Origin of the sequence: Candidatus Seongchinamella marina (assembly GCF_026262685.1) — a bacterium.
Lineage (GTDB): Bacteria > Pseudomonadota > Gammaproteobacteria > Pseudomonadales > Halieaceae > Halioglobus > Halioglobus marinus.
On the sequence record NZ_SHNP01000002.1, the window covers coordinates 645,583 to 662,489 of the forward strand.

At 54.9% G+C, this 16,907-nt stretch carries 12 protein-coding genes and 1 other RNA gene; 4 read left to right on the forward strand and 9 right to left on the reverse strand.

The window, feature by feature from the left end; translation table 11 throughout:
• Window positions 1-139 precede the first annotated feature (139 nt).
• Window positions 140-236: signal recognition particle sRNA small type (gene ffs / locus EYC87_RS07815), an RNA gene on the reverse strand.
• A gap of 150 nt (window positions 237-386) precedes the next feature.
• Between ffs and EYC87_RS07820 the strand changes: the two genes are divergently transcribed.
• The 4 genes from EYC87_RS07820 to EYC87_RS07835 are packed head-to-tail and all read left to right on the forward strand — an operon-like array spanning window position 387 to window position 6,933.
• The gene (locus EYC87_RS07820) at window positions 387-1,505 is read left to right on the forward strand and encodes an efflux RND transporter periplasmic adaptor subunit (protein ID WP_007227649.1); all 1,119 of its coding nucleotides are present in this window, start codon (window positions 387-389) and stop codon (window positions 1,503-1,505) included.
• A 1-nt stretch (window position 1,506) separates the two neighbouring features.
• On the forward strand, window positions 1,507-4,623 hold the full coding sequence (locus EYC87_RS07825; protein ID WP_279252381.1) for an efflux RND transporter permease subunit: 3,117 nt from the start codon (window positions 1,507-1,509) through the stop codon (window positions 4,621-4,623).
• The gene (locus EYC87_RS07830) at window positions 4,620-5,234 is read left to right on the forward strand and encodes a TetR/AcrR family transcriptional regulator (protein WP_279252382.1); all 615 of its coding nucleotides are present in this window, start codon (window positions 4,620-4,622) and stop codon (window positions 5,232-5,234) included. The genes EYC87_RS07825 and EYC87_RS07830 overlap by 4 nt, the downstream gene beginning before the upstream one ends.
• A 55-nt stretch (window positions 5,235-5,289) precedes the next feature.
• Window positions 5,290-6,933 carry an amidohydrolase gene (locus EYC87_RS07835; protein ID WP_279252383.1) on the forward strand — a complete coding sequence of 548 codons (1,644 nt, stop codon included), beginning with the start codon at window positions 5,290-5,292 and terminating at the stop codon, window positions 6,931-6,933.
• A gap of 22 nt (window positions 6,934-6,955) precedes the next feature.
• Here the strand turns inward: EYC87_RS07835 and EYC87_RS07840 are convergent, their stop codons facing one another.
• The 8 genes from EYC87_RS07840 to EYC87_RS07875 form a co-directional block, all read right to left on the reverse strand.
• Complete coding sequence (locus tag EYC87_RS07840) at window positions 6,956-8,113, reverse strand: cache domain-containing protein (RefSeq protein WP_279252384.1); 1,158 nt, start codon at window positions 8,111-8,113, stop codon at window positions 6,956-6,958.
• Window positions 8,110-9,384: a TAXI family TRAP transporter solute-binding subunit gene (locus tag EYC87_RS07845; protein WP_279252385.1), complete on the reverse strand. Its 1,275-nt coding sequence runs from the start codon at window positions 9,382-9,384 to the stop codon at window positions 8,110-8,112. Before EYC87_RS07845 ends, EYC87_RS07840 begins: the two co-directional genes overlap by 4 nt.
• A gap of 136 nt (window positions 9,385-9,520) precedes the next feature.
• On the reverse strand, window positions 9,521-9,643 hold the full coding sequence (locus EYC87_RS07850; protein WP_279252386.1) for a hypothetical protein: 123 nt from the start codon (window positions 9,641-9,643) through the stop codon (window positions 9,521-9,523).
• A gap of 130 nt (window positions 9,644-9,773) precedes the next feature.
• On the reverse strand, window positions 9,774-10,592 hold the full coding sequence (locus EYC87_RS07855; RefSeq protein ID WP_279252387.1) for an efflux RND transporter periplasmic adaptor subunit: 819 nt from the start codon (window positions 10,590-10,592) through the stop codon (window positions 9,774-9,776).
• A 35-nt stretch (window positions 10,593-10,627) separates the two neighbouring features.
• Window positions 10,628-12,427, reverse strand: coding sequence for a hypothetical protein (locus EYC87_RS07860; RefSeq protein ID WP_279252388.1), 1,800 nt, complete (start codon window positions 12,425-12,427; stop codon window positions 10,628-10,630).
• Complete coding sequence (locus EYC87_RS07865) at window positions 12,427-14,571, reverse strand: hypothetical protein (RefSeq protein WP_279252389.1); 2,145 nt, start codon at window positions 14,569-14,571, stop codon at window positions 12,427-12,429. The genes EYC87_RS07860 and EYC87_RS07865 overlap by 1 nt, the downstream gene beginning before the upstream one ends.
• Before the next feature lie 7 nt (window positions 14,572-14,578).
• Window positions 14,579-16,444, reverse strand: a complete 1,866-nt coding sequence (locus EYC87_RS07870) for an RND family efflux transporter (RefSeq protein ID WP_279252390.1) — start codon at window positions 16,442-16,444, stop codon at window positions 14,579-14,581.
• A gap of 135 nt (window positions 16,445-16,579) precedes the next feature.
• Window positions 16,580-16,897 carry a DUF3467 domain-containing protein gene (locus EYC87_RS07875; protein WP_279252391.1) on the reverse strand — a complete coding sequence of 106 codons (318 nt, stop codon included), beginning with the start codon at window positions 16,895-16,897 and terminating at the stop codon, window positions 16,580-16,582.
• Window positions 16,898-16,907: the final 10 nt, after the last annotated feature.

The following is a 16,907-nucleotide window of genomic DNA, read 5'->3' on the forward strand; positions in this document are numbered from 1 at the left end:
TACCCCTGAGGGACCGTAGCGTCTCTCAAGACAACGGCGCTTCGTTACCGCTATCAACGCCTTACTTATAGCACAAAGTCGACGCAGAACATGACCGCTTGTGTCATGCCAATTGAATTAGATAGACATTGGAGGTGGACCCAGACAGCCACACCTCGGCACACGATTTGATAACTACGGTTGCTCCCTTCCGGGCCTGGCCGGGTTCGCTATCTATCGTTGCGAGGGGACCGCCTGAGCCACCATAGCGTCTGCTGCATGCTGCAGAGGGCGCGTATTGTGCTGCAATCGGAGCACTGCTGCAAGCCGTTCATCGAATATCAACTTGACTTACATGTAAACTCAATTAACATTCATGTTACTCGGATTAACATGGCAAGCATCAAATGAATTCAAAGCCTGAGAAGAGCTTGAGTGGCCTGCTCGGCATTGGCGCCGCAGCTCTTATCACGGCGGGGCTTACCCTGGCCCTACACACCCGCTTTGCGATGGGTGAGAAGCCAGCTCCGCGCATTCCCCTGACGGTGGCGTCCGTGGAGTTCCAACTGCAGAGCGCTTACATGCGAGAAGTCTCCTACCTGGGGCTGATCACTGCGGGACGTAAAGCAAACCTGGGCTTTGAAAGTGCCGGCACTATTGCCGAACTGCCCTGGCGCGAAGGCAGCCCCGTTGAAAAGGGACAACTGATTGCGCGACTGGATGATGCATCCTTACAAGCCTCCTACAGTGCCACCAGCGCCGAGCTGGAGCAGGCCCGCACAGAATTGGAACTGGCCAAACTCAAAGCCAAGCGCCAAAAGGACCTGCGGGAGTCCGGGGCGGTTTCACGAGAAGCCTTCGACGAGACACGCCTGAGGGCGCAGGCGCTGTCTTCCCGCTTGGAAGCTGTGAGCTCACGCTTACGGGCCATACAGATACAAATTGATAAGGCCAGCCTCAGGGCGCCCTATGCCGGCGTTATCGCCGACCGATTCCTGCATGAAGGTGCGGTGGTCAACCCGGGAACGCCGGTTGTGCGCTTTATCGAAACCGCCGGAAGGGAAGCCAATATTGGCGTAGCTGTTACCAAGGCAAGAGGCCTGATCGTGGGCAACCTCTATGAGCTAAAACTCCACGGCAACGCTTTTACCAGCACGTTACTCTCCGTTAGGCCTGACGTTGACCCGGTCACCCGCGTCACCACTGCAGTCTTTGCCGTACCTTCGGACATTGAAGCGGTGGACGGTGAACCCGTTACCCTTTCATTGCAAGAAGAGGTAGCGAGCACCGGAGGCTGGTTGCCCATAGCATCACTCCTTGAAAGCAGCCGTGGCCTCTGGAATGTACTACGCCTTGAAACTACCCCCGAAGGCACTCGCACAGCGCGCGAAACAGTCGAGGTACTAGAAATTCAAGGCGACCAGGCTTACGTCAGAGGCACATTGGCCGACCATAGTCTGGTTGTAGCAAGCGGTGTACATCGCACAACACCCGGCACCGTCGTCTCTATTGCGGCAAAGCAATAACATGATTGCCCAGTACATCTACCGGCACCCTCGCTACTTTGCGCTGATCATACTCTGTGTATTTGCGGTTGGGCTGAACAGCCTGAGTAATATTCCGCGGCAAGAAGAGCCCAGCCTTTCCAATTTCGCGGGCAACATAACCACTTTTTATCCAGGAGCTACACCCGATCGCGTTGAAGCCTTAGTGACCAAACCACTGGAGGATGAACTTCGCAAAATCTCGGAACTGGAAAGCCTGCACTCAACCAGCGGCACGGGGGTCTCCTTTTTCAGCATTCGGATTAATAGCGACTTGCAGAGCCACGAACTGGAGCGGGTTTGGGCTGAGGTTCGCGACGCAATGAATGATGCTGCCGCGCAGTTCCCCCTGGGTGTCGGCAGCCCAAAGTTCGACAACGACCGGTTGCGCTCTTTCACCACGATCGTCGCGATTTCTACCGGCGCAGATCAGGCGGTTCCCCTCTCGCTTACTGGCCGCCTGGCTGAAAATTTTGCCGATCGCGCCCGCAACCAGGCTGGCACCAAGTTTGTCGAAATATTTGGTGAGCCTGTAGAAGAAATTCGCGTCGAGGTCGACGAGGATGCACTGGTTTCTCGCGGTTTAAGCCTTCGTCAGGTCACCGCCGCGCTGCGTGCAGCGGATGCCAAAATCTCTTCAGGTCGGGCCTCTGGTGCTGGCACCGATATGTTGATTGAACTGGCTGGCGACTTTGACTCCCTCACCCGCATTCGCGATGTCATCGTTGTCACCTCTCCAAATGGAAGCGCGACACGAATCTCAGACCTAGGGCGTGTTTACAAAACCGCTGTCAGCCCTCCTTCGGCGATGGCGTTAATACAAGGCCGTCCGGGCGTATTGATTGGCGTGGCAATGGAAGATGGCAATCAGGTCGATAAATGGGCGGAAGAATTCCAGCAACTGCTCGATGAATATATTGCTATCGCACCTGCCAGCGTGCATATCGAAAAAACCTTTGATCAAAGCGTTTATGCAAAAAAACGATTGCAGGGTGTATCGAAAAATTTAGCTATCGGTATAGCGCTTGTTATTCTGGTGCTGCTTTGCACTTTGGGGTGGAGGGCTGCGGTAGTTGTGGCGATTATCTTGCCCCTTTGCGGCCTGATATCGATTGTGGTGATGGAGCGAACCGGCATGGCTCTGCATCAAATGTCGATTTGCGGTTTAATCGTCGCGCTGGGCTTATTGGTCGATGGTTCCATCGTAATGACCGACGAAATTCGCAAACGCCTGCTACAAGGGCAAGCTCCTTTTGAAGCGATATCAGGTTCGGTCGGCCGCCTGCGAATTCCGCTGATTTCATCTGCCGTCACCACGATTCTCGCCTTTATGCCGATGGCGATCATGTCCGGACCCGGTGGTGACTTTATTGGCACCATTGCGATCTCTGTCATTATCATGCTGGTCTCTTCAACGGTATTAGCCATTACAGTTACGCCGGTTCTTGCCGCCTGGCTGCTGCCTCGCAGTAAAGAAGAAAGCGTTCGCTGGTATGTAGGCGGCATGTCAAGCGGCAGGCTGGGTAAAGCGCTAGAGTCGGCAATGGATTGGAGTTTGCGTCACCCTTTGGCTGCTGTTGCGCTTGCGCTCTCTTTACCAATAAGCGGCTTTTTATCTTTCGGCACGCTCACCGCCCAGTTCTTCCCGGGCACCGATAGGGATCAGATGTTTATACAGGTCAAGCTAGCGGATGGTCGATCCATTTACGACACCAAGGGTCTGGTGACAAAGCTCGATCGCAGGTTGCGAGATGACCCCATGATACGAAGAGTCGACTGGTCACTCGGAGAAAGCGCCCCTGCCTTTTATTACAACATGTATCGCTCTAACGAGGGGATCCCCTCCTGGGCAGAAGCACTCATCCTCACCAGTGACAAACGCAAAACCGATGATCTCATTCGTTCCCTGCAGATAGAATTGGACCGTGACTACCCACAAGCCAGAATCATCGTCCGTGGCATTAGCCAGGGACCGCCGGTTACTGCACCACTGGAACTAGAGGTCTATGGACCCAACTTGCAGGTTCTGCAAGCACTAGGCGAACAGTACAGGCGGCGGATAGACCTTATACCCCATGTGATTCAAACCAGCGCAAGCCTGATCGGTGGCGCGCCAAAAGTGGTTTTTCATCTCAACGAAGAGCGCCTGCGACTGGCCCAACTGCAGCTTTCTGATGTTGCCACCGCACTCAACGACTCACTGCGTGGTCAGATTGGTGGTGAAATACTGGAAGGCGCAGAGCGCTTGCCAGTGCGCGTTCGCTTCAATGAAGTGGACTGGGGGTCGCCCGATCAAATCGCAGACATTCGCCTGCCTGTGGGGCTAGTCAAAGGTTCAGCGGCCGCGGGGCTTCCGCTCAATTCGCTAGGCGAGCCTTCACTTGAACCCTCCCAGAGCCCTATCGCCCGCTACAATGGAGAGCGTTTTAACAATATCCGTGGCTACATCAGACGCGGAGTGCTTCCGGAAGAAGCGTTGAAACTGCTGATGGAAGACCTAAAATCCAACCCGATAGAGCTTCCCGCCGGTTATCGCATGGTTTACGGGGGCGATACGAAGGAGCGAGCCGGGGTTGTCGACAAAATCCTGGCACCGCTGGGCATTATTCTCTCCGCTCTGCTGGCTACTATTGTGCTGACATTCAACTCCTGGCGCCTGTCAGCGGTTGCCCTTTTGGTGTGTATTTGTTCGCTGGGCTTGTCGCTGCTATCGCTAGCACTGTTTCAATACCCATTCGGCATCATGTCCCTGGTCGGCGTGATTGGATCTATCGGTGTATCCATCAATGCAGCAATCATCATTATCACTGCGCTACAGCATTCTCCAGGCGCTATGCAAGGCAGCACCTACGCAGTGCGAACCGTAGTGATGAACTCAAGTCGGCACATTGTATCCACTACTATTACGACCTTCGGCGGCTTTCTACCCTTAATTCTAGAGGGAAGCCAATTCTGGCCACCGTTTGCCATGGCTATTGCTGGCGGGGTGCTACTGTCGACAATTATTTCATTCTTTCTAGTACCGCCCATGTTTTTGCTGTGCCATCGCCTGGGCGACCCTGTTACCTTTCTGCGAGAGATACAAAGGAAGACTGCATGAGCAAGAGCTATCATCACGGTGATTTGCGCAACGCGTTGATTGTTGCGGCTGCCCAGTTAATAGAAGAGTCAGGTTCGCCCGATTTCGCTATTTCCGACGCGGCCAAGCGAGCTGGAGTGAGCGCCGCAGCACCCTACCGCCACTTCAAGGACAGGGATGATCTTCTGAATGCTGTCTCCGAGCTCTGCTTCATCGGGCTGGCTGAAGTTACGGAGGCCACACGGAAAAATCACCCGGAGGGTTCACGAGAATGCATAATCGCACTGGGCAATGTCTATCTGGATTATGTGGCCAGGCATTCAGCCTTTTACAACCTAATGTGGTGCGCAGGTAAGCACTCTCTCGCAGAACCCGGTACGGAAGGCGGCCAAAGGCCAGGCTTCTATGCCTTCGTCGGTGCAGTCCAGGATTGGTGCCAAAAGCAGGCGCTAGCGGGCTGCGACCCGCTTGACCTTGCGGTAAAGCTTTGGGCAATAGCCCACGGTTTAGCCGTGCTCAAGATCAATGGCCAGATCGCCATGTTTTTGCCTGCAGCCGATGTCGACGACATGCTGGCCAGCAGCGCCAATAGCTTTTTGGATGGTATCGAGAAGCACCACGAGACTGGTTAATCTGGTATATCCTATACCTGAAACCAAAGCCGGCTTTAACCTGGAATCTCCGACTATGAAAAAAATTCTCACCGCTTGCCTGTGCGCCACATTCAGCTCTGTTGCCACAGGAGCAACGTTGATTCACAACATCAATGGCTACACTCTCAATAACGGTGAGCTAGAACGTTTTCAAGCAATGGAGTTTGAGGACGAAAAGATCACCGCAATCTATCCCGATGAAAAAGCGTTCGCCAAGAGTGATGCTACACAACGCATCGACGGTGAAGGCGCGACACTTTTACCGGGCCTGATTGACGCACACGGTCATGTGGGCGGGTATGGCAAAGCACTTTCCAGCGTTCAGCTTACCGGCGTTGAAAGCGAAGCTGCTGCAGCGGAGCGGGTCGCTGCATTTGCGGCGGATAGCGATAACCCATGGATTATGGGTCGCGGTTGGAACCAGGTTCTGTGGCCCGACAAGCAATTTCCTTCTAAGCAATCGCTCGACGAGGCATCCACCACACGTCCTGTCGCGCTCTTTCGCATTGATGGCCACGCCCTCTGGGTCAATTCCAGGGCTCTGGAACTGGCAGGGATCGACGCCACGACACCCGACCCTGAAGGCGGCCAGATTCTTCGCGACGCTGCCGGGCAGCCCACGGGTGTGCTGGTGGATAATGCAATGAATGCCGTTAAGGCGGCCTTTCCGTCAGTCACCGACAAGCGCACGGCCCAATACCTGCACACTGCCCTCTCACAGCTTGCAAGCTATGGACTGACCAGCACCCACGATGCCCGGGTAGATGCGCAAACCGTCAGGGCCTACCAGCTGCTTGCCGATGAACAGAACCTGCCTATACGCGTCTACGGCATGCTGGATGTGCTGGACCCAAAAAACGATGGCTACCTGCAAGACGGGCCAATAATAGACCCCGGCCACATGCTGGACATTCGCAGCGTCAAAATTTCAGCCGACGGGGCGCTGGGGTCGCGGGGAGCCGCGTTAGCTGAAGATTACAGCGATCAACCGGGACAAAGAGGTTTGCTGCTGCTTTCAGACGAGACCCTTGAGCACCATATCAGTCGAGCAATGGCAGCCGGCTATCAAGTTAATACCCACGCGATTGGCGACCTGGCCAACACCCGGGTTCTTGATTTCTATGAGAGCCTGATTAAAAAGCACAACAGCGGCGACTTGCGACACAGAGTGGAACACTCTCAAATACTGCGCCTGGACGACATTCCCCGCTTCAAACAACTGGGAGTGATCGCCTCGATTCAACCGACTCATGCCACCAGTGACAAGAACATGGCGGGAGACCGGCTCGGGGATCAACGCCTGGAAGGCGCTTATGCATGGAAGAGTTTGCTGCTTTCTGGAGCAAAAATGGCTGGCGGATCGGATTTTCCGGTGGAACATCCCAATCCGTTTTTCGGCCTGCATGCAGCAGTCGCTCGACAAAGCCAGGATGATGAACCAGAGGGAGGCTGGCTACCGGGCCAAAAGATCAATCGTGAAGAGGCACTTTCGCTGTTTACCGAGGGAGCAGCCTACGCGGCTCACCAGGAAGCTGTTATTGGTCGTCTGGCGCCGGGTTACCACGCCGACTTCATACTGGTAGAGCAGGATTACTTTGCAATGCCAGAGACTGAGATATGGGATAGCAAAGTGTTGCAAACCTGGGTCGCGGGCGAGCAGGTCTATACAGCGGATTGATGTCCGCTACAGGCAGCGTCCTCTAGTCACTCATGCCGCCGCTGCCATCGCCCTCACCGAGATTTAGGTGAGCCACGTCAGCCTGCGAACCCTGTTCGGGCAAGCGTCTTCCTCGCCAGTACCAAACTGTCCATAACGAGAGGCCGTAGATCAGCGCGAGTGCACCGGCCAGTGCTGGCCTCTCACTGGCGGCAAAATCGATCACTTCTGCCGAATCCATTTCAGCCATGACCGCCCAACGAAATTTACCGATCTTCAAGGGCATGTAGGCAGAAAGCACCTCGATACCACGGTAGTCTTTAATGACTCCCCGGCCCTCTTCGCCGGACAAAGCCAGCTGCACTGTCGGTGAATCCACTTTCTGCATTAATACGGTAGATTCCTGCGAAAATCGAGAATCGCTGCGCATCAGCAGGTCCGGACCGACGAGATAGGTTTCGCCGCTCTCCCCCATACCACTGGTATAGGCCATGATGCCCAGAATGGTATCGGTGGGAAGCTGCAGCGCGAGCACACCGACAAAATTATCCTGATCGTCGTGCAGCGCAGTAGCAATAAACATCGCGGGGGCATCACCACTGGGGCCATAAGGCGCCATATCACTCATGGCTATGATTTTGCCTTTGTTACCACTTTTCGCTGCACTGAACGCCGCGGCAAGGCCCGAATTCTTCCACCGCCCTGTCACTACATTGGTCGTAAAGTCGCTCTCTTTTTCCACCGAGTAAAATACATCCCCTTCAGGCCCAATCAGGAAAAAATCGTAGTAGCCCCTGCGGGTGACAAATTGCCGCGCACTTTCATGGACTTGCTTGTGCAGGGCGCTGTATTGGCTGCCATCTTCAGCGTCGTCAAGATTCAATAAATACCCGGAAGGGCTTGGATTATCGGTCACGTAAAGTCGGAAGATTTCCTCGGCTGCAGAATCTCCGTGCGCTTTCCAGGCCTGGTTCATTTCGACTACGGCACTGACCAGCGTTTGATTGCCACTCCAAAACCGCATCTCCGCCTCAGCCGTTGCAAAATACTCTGCTATCGCACCCTGACGCAGTTCTACCAATAATTCCAATCGCTCGCCAATGTACTGGTGGTAGTAGCGTAAATTCCACTGGCTAAAGCCCCATACCAGCACTATCAGCATCAGGGCGAGACCAAAAGACCATCCCAGCCAAAATCTCATGACTGCTCCTCCCGACTGCCGGTGACTATACCGCTGGCTAACAGCAAGCGGTCTCGCACTAAGGCATCTACTGCCTGCCAGGTAAACGAGAAATGCTCAAACTCGTCTTGACTGACGCGCTCTCTCTCGAGGTCTCCGATGACTTCCTCGAGAATATCCATCAACTCATGTTTGTGTTTGTGGAGATCATCAACGTTGCTATCCGATCTGGCGAGTGCAGCCAACTCCATGAGCCGCCGATTAAAGTCATGCATCCGCATGCGCCGCGACCGCACCCAATGAGTCCTCAGCGCTAACAGGGCTGAGAAGACAATCGCCAACATGTAAAGCACAGCCGACACCAAACGGGCATTCCGCTGCATAATGCCGGGCTTCTCCCGGTCAAAGTAGGAACGTGCGCCGGGATGCGCAGTAATCACACTGTCAGAATCATCCGGAAGCGGGCCGATAAACCCAGCCAGCAAGGTTTTGTCCAATATCTCCGAACGATTTTCATAAATTGCACGGGTAATGCGATAGACCAGGGCCTCGTCCAGGTCAGCCCTGGCAACCAGTAGCCTGTCCACCACCGCCGTGTCCAGATTTTTTTCAGGCAATGCAGGGCTTCCGCGATAAGAGCCACGGGGAATGACTCCAGCAGCAATTGCGGGTTGTTTCAAGGCAAGGGCTTCCGCTTGCTCAATCGAAATCAACTGTAGATTTCGATCGCCGATCAGCTCGCGAATGGCATCGTTGCCCGGAGCGCGCACCCGAAACACAGCCTCTACCTGCCCCAACTCCATCGCGAAATTAGCCGCGTCCTCGGACATTGGCAGAGCCCGGGGTAGCTCGTCAGCCACACCAAAATGATTGGCCAAAAACCAGAACGAATTAAATTGACCGCTACTAGCCGATGGAATTGCAACCCGATGTCCTGCAAGGTCGGCAAAGCTGTTTACGCCACTGTCACCCCGGGCTATCAGGTGGTAGCCGTCCTGATAGAGTGTTGTGACCCCCATAATCACATCAGAAGCTGGTGTGTCACCCTGAATTTCAGCCAGATCCACACGACCTTTCTCCAACAGTTGCAGATTCTGGCGGCTCCCTCCGGTTTCAAACACGATCAAGCGAAAGCCCAGGTTCTTCTCATTGAGAACACTGGCGATAGCTTCGGTGAGAACCAGTGTTTCGCTGTCCGCGGGACCGCCAGCAATAGCAACCCGCTGAACTCGCGAAGTGCCTAGCCACAAAACCAGTGCCGCGAGCGCGATAAACCAAATCGTGGCGATCAAGATTATCCGCAGGCGTGGAGCTATGAGTTGCAATTTGAGACCCTGGAAAAGTAATTGCGAGCAGTATAATCGGATCAAATCCGAATTGGGAAACAAAAAAGGGGCCTACAGGCCCCTGTCGTTACTCGCGGACCAATTAGTCGATCAACTGGACCTGCGCGGCGGGCGCCATTACTGACTGCTCTCCCGCAATCGCGAACTTGGCGCCAATCAAACTGGCCATAATGGCGATGAACACGAACGGTAGATATTTCTTCATTTCACTCTCCCAGGTAGTTAATTGAACGATCACTATCAAGTTGGAGCCAGTATAGAGCTCCAGGGAGTGTGGCCGGATGGCTGGCGGCGCCATTAGCATGGCGCTGCACGACATTCGATAAAGAATCGGCTCAGGGCAGCCGTTCCAGCTGACAGTTCAGGCCCGCAGGCACAGCGTATTCCGGGTTAGGCAGCACCATCGAGAACCTGAATGTACCGCTGGCGCCATCGATAATTTTATCGACAACATCAACCGTTGCCACGAAAGGAGGGACACCCGCGAGTTCGGGACTCACCGTGAGGTTTGTTCCCTCCTTGATTTCGCCGAACAGATCGACAGAGGCGATCACATCAACTTTTAATGGGTCAAGCTGCGCTAACTTGAGCAGGGGCTCCTCATCAACAAACTCGCCAACTTCCTTGTACATTTCTACGACAATGCCATCCAGAGTACTGTGAATATAGCGCTGACGGAGCAGCTCCTCGGCGCGCCGCAGTTCGACCTTGGATAAGGCATACCGCTCTTTTGCCTCAAAGGCTTCTAACTGGGCAATTGTTTTTTCAGTCGCTGCCTCGTCAAGCTGCATCGAGGACATCATGTTTTTTTCAGCCAGCTCTCTGGTGCGCTTTTCATTTAACTCACTCAAATCGAGACGGGCTTCTTTGGATTGCAAATCCATGCTCATGCCAGCGCGCTTCTTGGCCAGCTCCACATTGAGTTCCTCAACGCCTGATTCCAGGCGCGCCAGCACCTGGCCTTTTTTTACCACATCGCCGCGCTTCACCTGTATATCGGCCACCTTGCCTCGCGTTGAAGCGCTCAGTTCGGCAACCGTAGTGGGCTCCAACAAACAGCCCAACACAGGCAGCGGCTCCCCTGCCTGAGTTAACGGCGAGAGTAGTGATAATGACCCTACCAGCAGGCAGGTCGTTCGCGATGCAATAGACATCAAGCTTCTCCGTGTAAAAAACAATCCAATAAAAATTATAAAGTTTCGCCAGAAAATGCCAGCGCTTGCCTTAGATAGGCATCGTGGGCGGCAACCTGGTCGCGATTCGCTCTCTCCCGGGTCTCCAGTCGACGACGTACCCGCGTGTTTAACCAGGCACTATGCCCTACTAAGACCTTCATCGAAACCGAACACTGCTCGAACACAGCGTCGCTTGAGCAGGCGTAGGTTTGCAGCTCACAGTCGTCATTAAACCGATGAGACAACAATTGCTCATCCAGCAGCGAAAGCGGCGCACCGGCAAAAATCACGTGCTGGAAACTGAGCCTGGAAGCATCGCTCTCTGGCAGCAGCGCGTCGGCAACGGTACAGGACAACATCAAACCGCTAACCACCGCAGGGGTGGGGCCCTCGCCTGAACACACCGCTTCACTCCAGGCCTGATCAGCAACGTCGTTTTGCAAACTCGCGTGAGCCTCTTCATCTGGCGAGAGGATCAGCACATTAACATTCGCTTGATGCAATGTGTTGAGCCTATCAAGCAATGCTTTTTTCCAGTCGGAGCGCGATGCAAACGCATTAACCGCCGGCTGGACCGGCTTCTGTGTATTGAAGCCGGGTAGAGATACCAGGCCATAAACCTGCTGTAACTCGGTCAAGCGAGGGGCCAGCACCCAGCCACAGGCAGCCAATTGAATATAGCGCGGAAAGAGGTGTTGCACACTGAGCCGGGTCTTCACCGGCATTGCGCTCGTCTCTGTCGCCTTATCGTGATAGGCCGCCAATAATTTACGGTAATCCGAAGGACCAATACCCTCCGGGCAGATCAGATCAGGGCGAACCTTTTTAAGCACAATCTCTTCACCACGAAACTCAAAGTCCAGGTCAGCTTCCATTGCCGCCGCTAACAAGGCTGTCACAACGACATTCTGCGAGCGCTGCTCGCCAGACCAGAGCGGCCCTAAGGATACGGATGCAGCACCTACTTTCTCTCGCCCTGCCTCAGTGAGCACCGGCGCAAGATGGGCGTCCTCTGGCAGGTAGTCCTCGCCAAGCACTAGCCGGGAGGCTATCTCGACCGCTTCGCGATGAAAACTGTCCACGTGCGAAGCCTCTCTTTCACCCGGTTCCGAAATTCCTACCGGACGCCTGGCCTGCTCGATGAGCACTTCGCGCGCATCGACAATGAGTGCGCAGGAAAGGCCCGGTAGCAAAACACTGCGTCCACCGGGCGACTGAAGCTTGAGCCGCGACGCGATTTGTCCGCGCGAAGATCCCAGCGCTTTTTGGTCCATCAGGTAATCAAACAACAACTGGCGGCAACTTACCGTCACAATATCGGCGGCGTAGGCCGTGCGGCGAGCGTCTACATCACTGCCCTCTTCCACCACTGCTGAGTGAAGGCCAAGTTGCTCCGCAAGCGCTGCCAGCACACTCTCTCCGCTGAATACATCCGCATAAACCAGATGCACCGGCAGCCCCTTCAGGGCCATGCTACAGGCCGCTATGACCGCCGCCTGTTCGCAAGCATCGCGATCAGCTAATTCAATGAGCGTGCGGTTTTCCTGCATGGCCTGTGCAGCGACCGCAATGTCTGCATTGCAGGGTGCACCATGAATAGCCTGCCAAGCCTGGAGGACTTGCAGCATCGGTGAAGATTCGGAATCACCTAGCCTGGACTTCAGGCGCCCCGGCCTGAGTCGCCAGCGTTGCAACAAAGCGGCAATGCCTGCTTCCACCGTATCGGCCAGGCCTGGAGCCTGACCTGTCTTACGCTGGGGATAGGGCCCCCGTAGCAGCGAGGGAGCCGGTTTTTTATCTAAGGAAGACAGCATCAAATATCAAAACGCTTGAGGAACGCCCGACGCACGGCACGCCATACCTGCGTTCCAAAGCTTTCGTAGCCGTGATCAAAGCGCAAATACACCCGTTCCCCAATGAACCTCGCGTCTGCTGCCTCTGACAGCTCCAGCTCAAACTGGAAGAACGGCTCAAACGCCTGAGTAGGGTCCTGGCCCAGCGGGTCGATGGCAATGCGTCCACCAGCCTGTTCACCCAGTGCTGAGCTGGGCAGCATTTTGGTGGATGCCGGCACCTCTCTTAACACCTTGACGGCAAACACCTCGTCCACCTGGCTGGCTATTCGCGCTTCTACTGTTTCAACGCCACGGCGCACCTGGCCAATATAATCCTGCTGGACCACTGCCATGACCGTACGCACCGGATAGGTCGCCACATACGCCAGCAAATCGCCCTGCCGGTAGAAGCGTCCCACCATGGCATTGGGCTGGGAAATCAGCACCGTACCCTGATGCGGACTAGCGACACTCAAGCCGTCACGCTGTGATTGAGCTCGTTCCAGTTGAGCCGCAATGGTCTCGTATTGCGCACGGGTTATTTGCGCTTGACCTGCGTCATCGCGAATTTGTGACTGAAAGCGCGCATTAAGTTCGGCCAGTCGTGCTTCAAGCACCATAATTTCGGAGTCGAGCAAGGGGTCTTCCAACTTGAAGAGCGCCGTGCCCGCGCCCACCTCCTGCTCTGAGTCGACCTCTACGGCCATGAGCACGCCATCACCACCGGCACGCACCTCCGCACTGTCGGGCACCCAAACCACGCCCTCTGCCGTGGTATAGCTGCGCAGTGGAATCGCCAGAATAAGCACCGCAAGCGTTGCAACGATAGCAGTGCTTATACCCACAGCCTGCAAACGGTTCTCCCGAAACACAGGACTGTTGGCAAGGAATTTGAGCTTACGCCAGAGCGGCAGCACCAGCATTGCGTTGAGCGCCCAGAGCGCCAGAACCACACCGATAAAAAAGAATTGCCCGGCAACGAAGCTGACAATCGTAATCATGATGAATAGTCGGTAAAAGAAGGCTGAAATGCCATAGAACACAAACCAACGCGCTTCACCCGGTGTCGCCAGAGGCCGCTGCGCTTGCTTGCTGCGCAAGACATAGCGTTGCGTCAGGTAGCCCAGAAACTGGGTAGACCGAGTGCCAAGGTTCGGAATCTCCAGTGCGTCTGAAAAAACATAGTAGCCGTCAAAGCGTAATAAAGGGTTCCCGTTAAAGAACAAAGTCGATAGACCACCAATGAGCATGGTATTGAATGCAACGGCGCGCAACAGGCCTGGCTGGGTTTCAGTCCATACCCACATCGCCAGGCTGGCGAGCATTAGTTCCACCATGATGCCGGCAGCGCCTACCAGCATGCGTTTGTGCTTGTCGCGAAACGCCGATGAAGCGGATGCATCAACATAGGGCACCGGCATGAATACCAGGAACAGCACGCCAATATCGTGCACTTCACCACCCCAGCGCTTCACTGCATAGGCGTGGCCCAATTCATGAAACAGTTTCACCACGGGATAGATCAGTACCATGACCAGCAAATTGTTGGGCGCGAATGCGCGGTCAGCCAGGTTGCCGGTCAGTTCGCCCCAGTGCATACCTGCCAGCACGATTCCAGCGGTCACAATAGCCGCCCACAGCAAAAAGCCCCAACGGCTGAACACTGGATTTACCCAGGCGGCGGTTCTGTTTAAAAATGCATCAGGGTCAATCAAGGGCAGGCGAATCGATAAAGGGCTCATCAACTTCTGACGCCGACCCAGGCGCTGTTTGCGCTCTGTGCGCGACAGCAGGTTCTGCACATCCACGCCCATGTCACAAATCACCAGGTCGTGCTGGTGCAGCTGCGACAACAGCCTGATGACTTCAGTTTGCCCCGGGGCTGCATCGCCCCAGCGTTCCAGGGTCATATCCCACAGCTGCTGCAAACTGCGCTGACCGTCCATATGACTGATGAGGTAATGCGCGATCGCCGAAAAACGATGAAAACGGGAGCTGGTCTGGTCCTGTAACACGTACCAGACTTCCCCACGAAAAGACTGGCGATTGAAGTGAACTCTAGGGGCAAGACTGGGCTGCAGGTCTGCCACACTGTCCCAGACAGGGCTTAGCAACTCTTCCATAGGAACCTCAGAACCACTCCCACAGGGTTAAGCGCAACCAATGGGTAAATCGGTGCGTCCACACCCAGATAAGGCGCCGTTCGCCCGCATCTATTTTGCCTATCCCTTCCATGCCCGGGCGCAGATAGTCAGGAACCTCCTCCAGCTGGCCCTCAACCCTGAAAACGTTTCTACCGTCCCAGGCTTCTGCCAAGGGCGTCACCCGGGTAACGGTCAGCGGCATGCCTGATTCACTGCCAGATCGCAGAACCACAGTGCCAGTCTGACCAACCTCGACACTGCTGATATCGCGCTCATCCACCAATAGTATGACCCGGTAACTGTCTAACGGGGCAATTTCAAACAGTACTTCGCCCCGCGCTACCGGCGCTCCCAGTGACTGGGACAGATCACCTGAAATGACCACACCGTCAAAGGGTGATGTTGCCTTCATGCGCGCTAATTGCTCACCCGCCAACGCCAATTGCGCGTTCGCTTGTTCTAATTGAGCCTCAAGCACACGCACCTTTGCGGCCTGCCTGCCCGCAACTGCATCGCGCATCTGTCGCTCCAGCTGCAGCGCTTCGCTACTCCAGCGCAACTGTTCCAGCGTCAGGTCACGATCATCGAGTTGATAAAGCGTTTGGCCCCGGGTAATAACATCCCCCGCCCTGACTTCGGCAGAATCAACGAATCCATCAACAGGGGCCACCACCGCCTGCAGGATCGTACTTTCCAAACGGGTATCTGCCGTGACCCGGTAGTCGGTGTGGTAGACAGCGAAAAAGGCAATAGCCAGCAGCGCAAACGTCATAATGGATTTGCGCAGGTAGTAACGCTGGCCAAATAGCTTAACAGCTTGCTGACGCAGCGATTCAATGCCTCGGCGCCACCAGGACTGCTCCGCACGGCGTTTATCGTGTAATAACGGCCCCAGAACAGCGACGATTAATTCCAGTTGTTCCAGTTGGGACTCAGCGAACTCATGACCGGACGGCCACTCGAGCGTAATCGCACCGAAGTATTGCTCGCTACCTGGCAGAGGAATGCTGCAAACCGCATGTTCCGCGCCCTCGTCAAACGTGGCGAGTGCTTTATGCGCCTGATTAAGCAAGATCGCCTTGTCATCAAAATTGGGAAACACAACGCTGGCTTGTTGATCGACAGCTTCATCCATGGCACAGCCAACAGCTTGCAATAACTGCATTTTGTTGGAGAAGTCGCTGGCACCGGAAACGGCCTCTACCCGACAAAAACCTTTGTCACAGGTACCCAGGCTAACGCGCGTGCATCCCTGCGATGTTGCTAGTTCATTGACTGCTGAAATCGTCGCGGCGTTGAAGCCCTCGTGCTCCAGTGCTGAAGCGGTGATATTCAGTAGCTTCACCAGCTCTTCAGATTGCGCCGCTTCACTTGTAGGCAGACGCCGGCGATAGAACAACTCCAGCCAAGCGCTGCTCCAGCGCAGGCCTCGCATACTGGACTCAAGAGTCTGCTCATCTGCAGCAGCTAATCTCACCGCAATCAACGCGACAATCTGCCCTTGAATCAGCACTGGATAGCATAATTGCGAATCTTGTTGACCCGGTTCGCCCACCAAAGGCAGCACCACAGCCTGCTTACGGGCGAGCGTTTCATCAACAACCTTATTCAAAGCCAGATCTACCGGCTGTTCGCTCGGCCAGTGTGATGCCGAAACTAACTTGCCGGTTTCACTGCGCAGCATGAGTACCGCGGCACTCTTCACCGCTGGCAACTGTCCCAATACACGCTGCAGCCAGCTGCGGGCATAACTCGCCGGGCTGTCGGTTGAAACGAACTCGCTCCAGGCATCGCCGGAATCTGGTTTGGGGTCTACCCCGGTACTATTATCTTTATTGACTGCGTCTTGCATGAAGCTCCCTACGCAAAGTCCTGGCCAAAAAATTGATTAACACTTTGTTCTGCCCAAACAAAAAAATGGCAGGAACAAGCCTGCCATTATTCGACTTACTCACCCACTGGGCCAGTAAAAATCGTGCCTAGAAGCCTATTCTTGCGCGGCTCCCAGGTTCAAATCACCGAACTTCTTCTCGTAGTCTGCCACGACTCTACCCAGAAGAATACTGAGGCGCTTGGCTGCATAGGGGTTGAGTACAATTCGGTTATCCAGTTCGACCGTGAGTTCCTTGGAATCAGCACCGCTCAAAGACTGGTTGGTGCCGAAAAATACGGACACCTCTTCCCTGGTGCTGTTGGCATTTACCACATTGGCGTAGGACGTACTCATGCTGGAAGAGTCCCAGTTGACCTTTAGTCCTGAGGCCTCTGCCGGGCTTTTCTCTTCCGCTTGTTTATCTTTTGACACTAACACTACT

Excerpts from the sequence above, each read along its gene's own strand:
- EYC87_RS07870 (WP_279252390.1), bottom strand. The coding sequence starts at position 16,444 with ATGCAAGACGCAGTCAATAAAGATAATAGTACCGGGGTAGACCCCAAA.
- EYC87_RS07860 (WP_279252388.1), bottom strand. The coding sequence starts at position 12,427 with ATGCTGTCTTCCTTAGATAAAAAACCGGCTCCCTCGCTGCTACGGGGG.
- EYC87_RS07850 (WP_279252386.1), bottom strand. The coding sequence starts at position 9,643 with ATGAAGAAATATCTACCGTTCGTGTTCATCGCCATTATGGCCAGTTTG.
- EYC87_RS07855 (WP_279252387.1), bottom strand. The coding sequence starts at position 10,592 with ATGTCTATTGCATCGCGAACGACCTGCCTGCTGGTAGGGTCATTATCA.
- EYC87_RS07820 (WP_007227649.1), top strand. The coding sequence starts at position 387 with ATGAATTCAAAGCCTGAGAAGAGCTTGAGTGGCCTGCTCGGCATTGGC.
- EYC87_RS07825 (WP_279252381.1), top strand. The coding sequence starts at position 1,507 with ATGATTGCCCAGTACATCTACCGGCACCCTCGCTACTTTGCGCTGATC.
- EYC87_RS07830 (WP_279252382.1), top strand. The coding sequence starts at position 4,620 with ATGAGCAAGAGCTATCATCACGGTGATTTGCGCAACGCGTTGATTGTT.
- EYC87_RS07865 (WP_279252389.1), bottom strand. The coding sequence starts at position 14,571 with ATGGAAGAGTTGCTAAGCCCTGTCTGGGACAGTGTGGCAGACCTGCAG.
- EYC87_RS07840 (WP_279252384.1), bottom strand. The coding sequence starts at position 8,113 with ATGAGATTTTGGCTGGGATGGTCTTTTGGTCTCGCCCTGATGCTGATA.
- EYC87_RS07835 (WP_279252383.1), top strand. The coding sequence starts at position 5,290 with ATGAAAAAAATTCTCACCGCTTGCCTGTGCGCCACATTCAGCTCTGTT.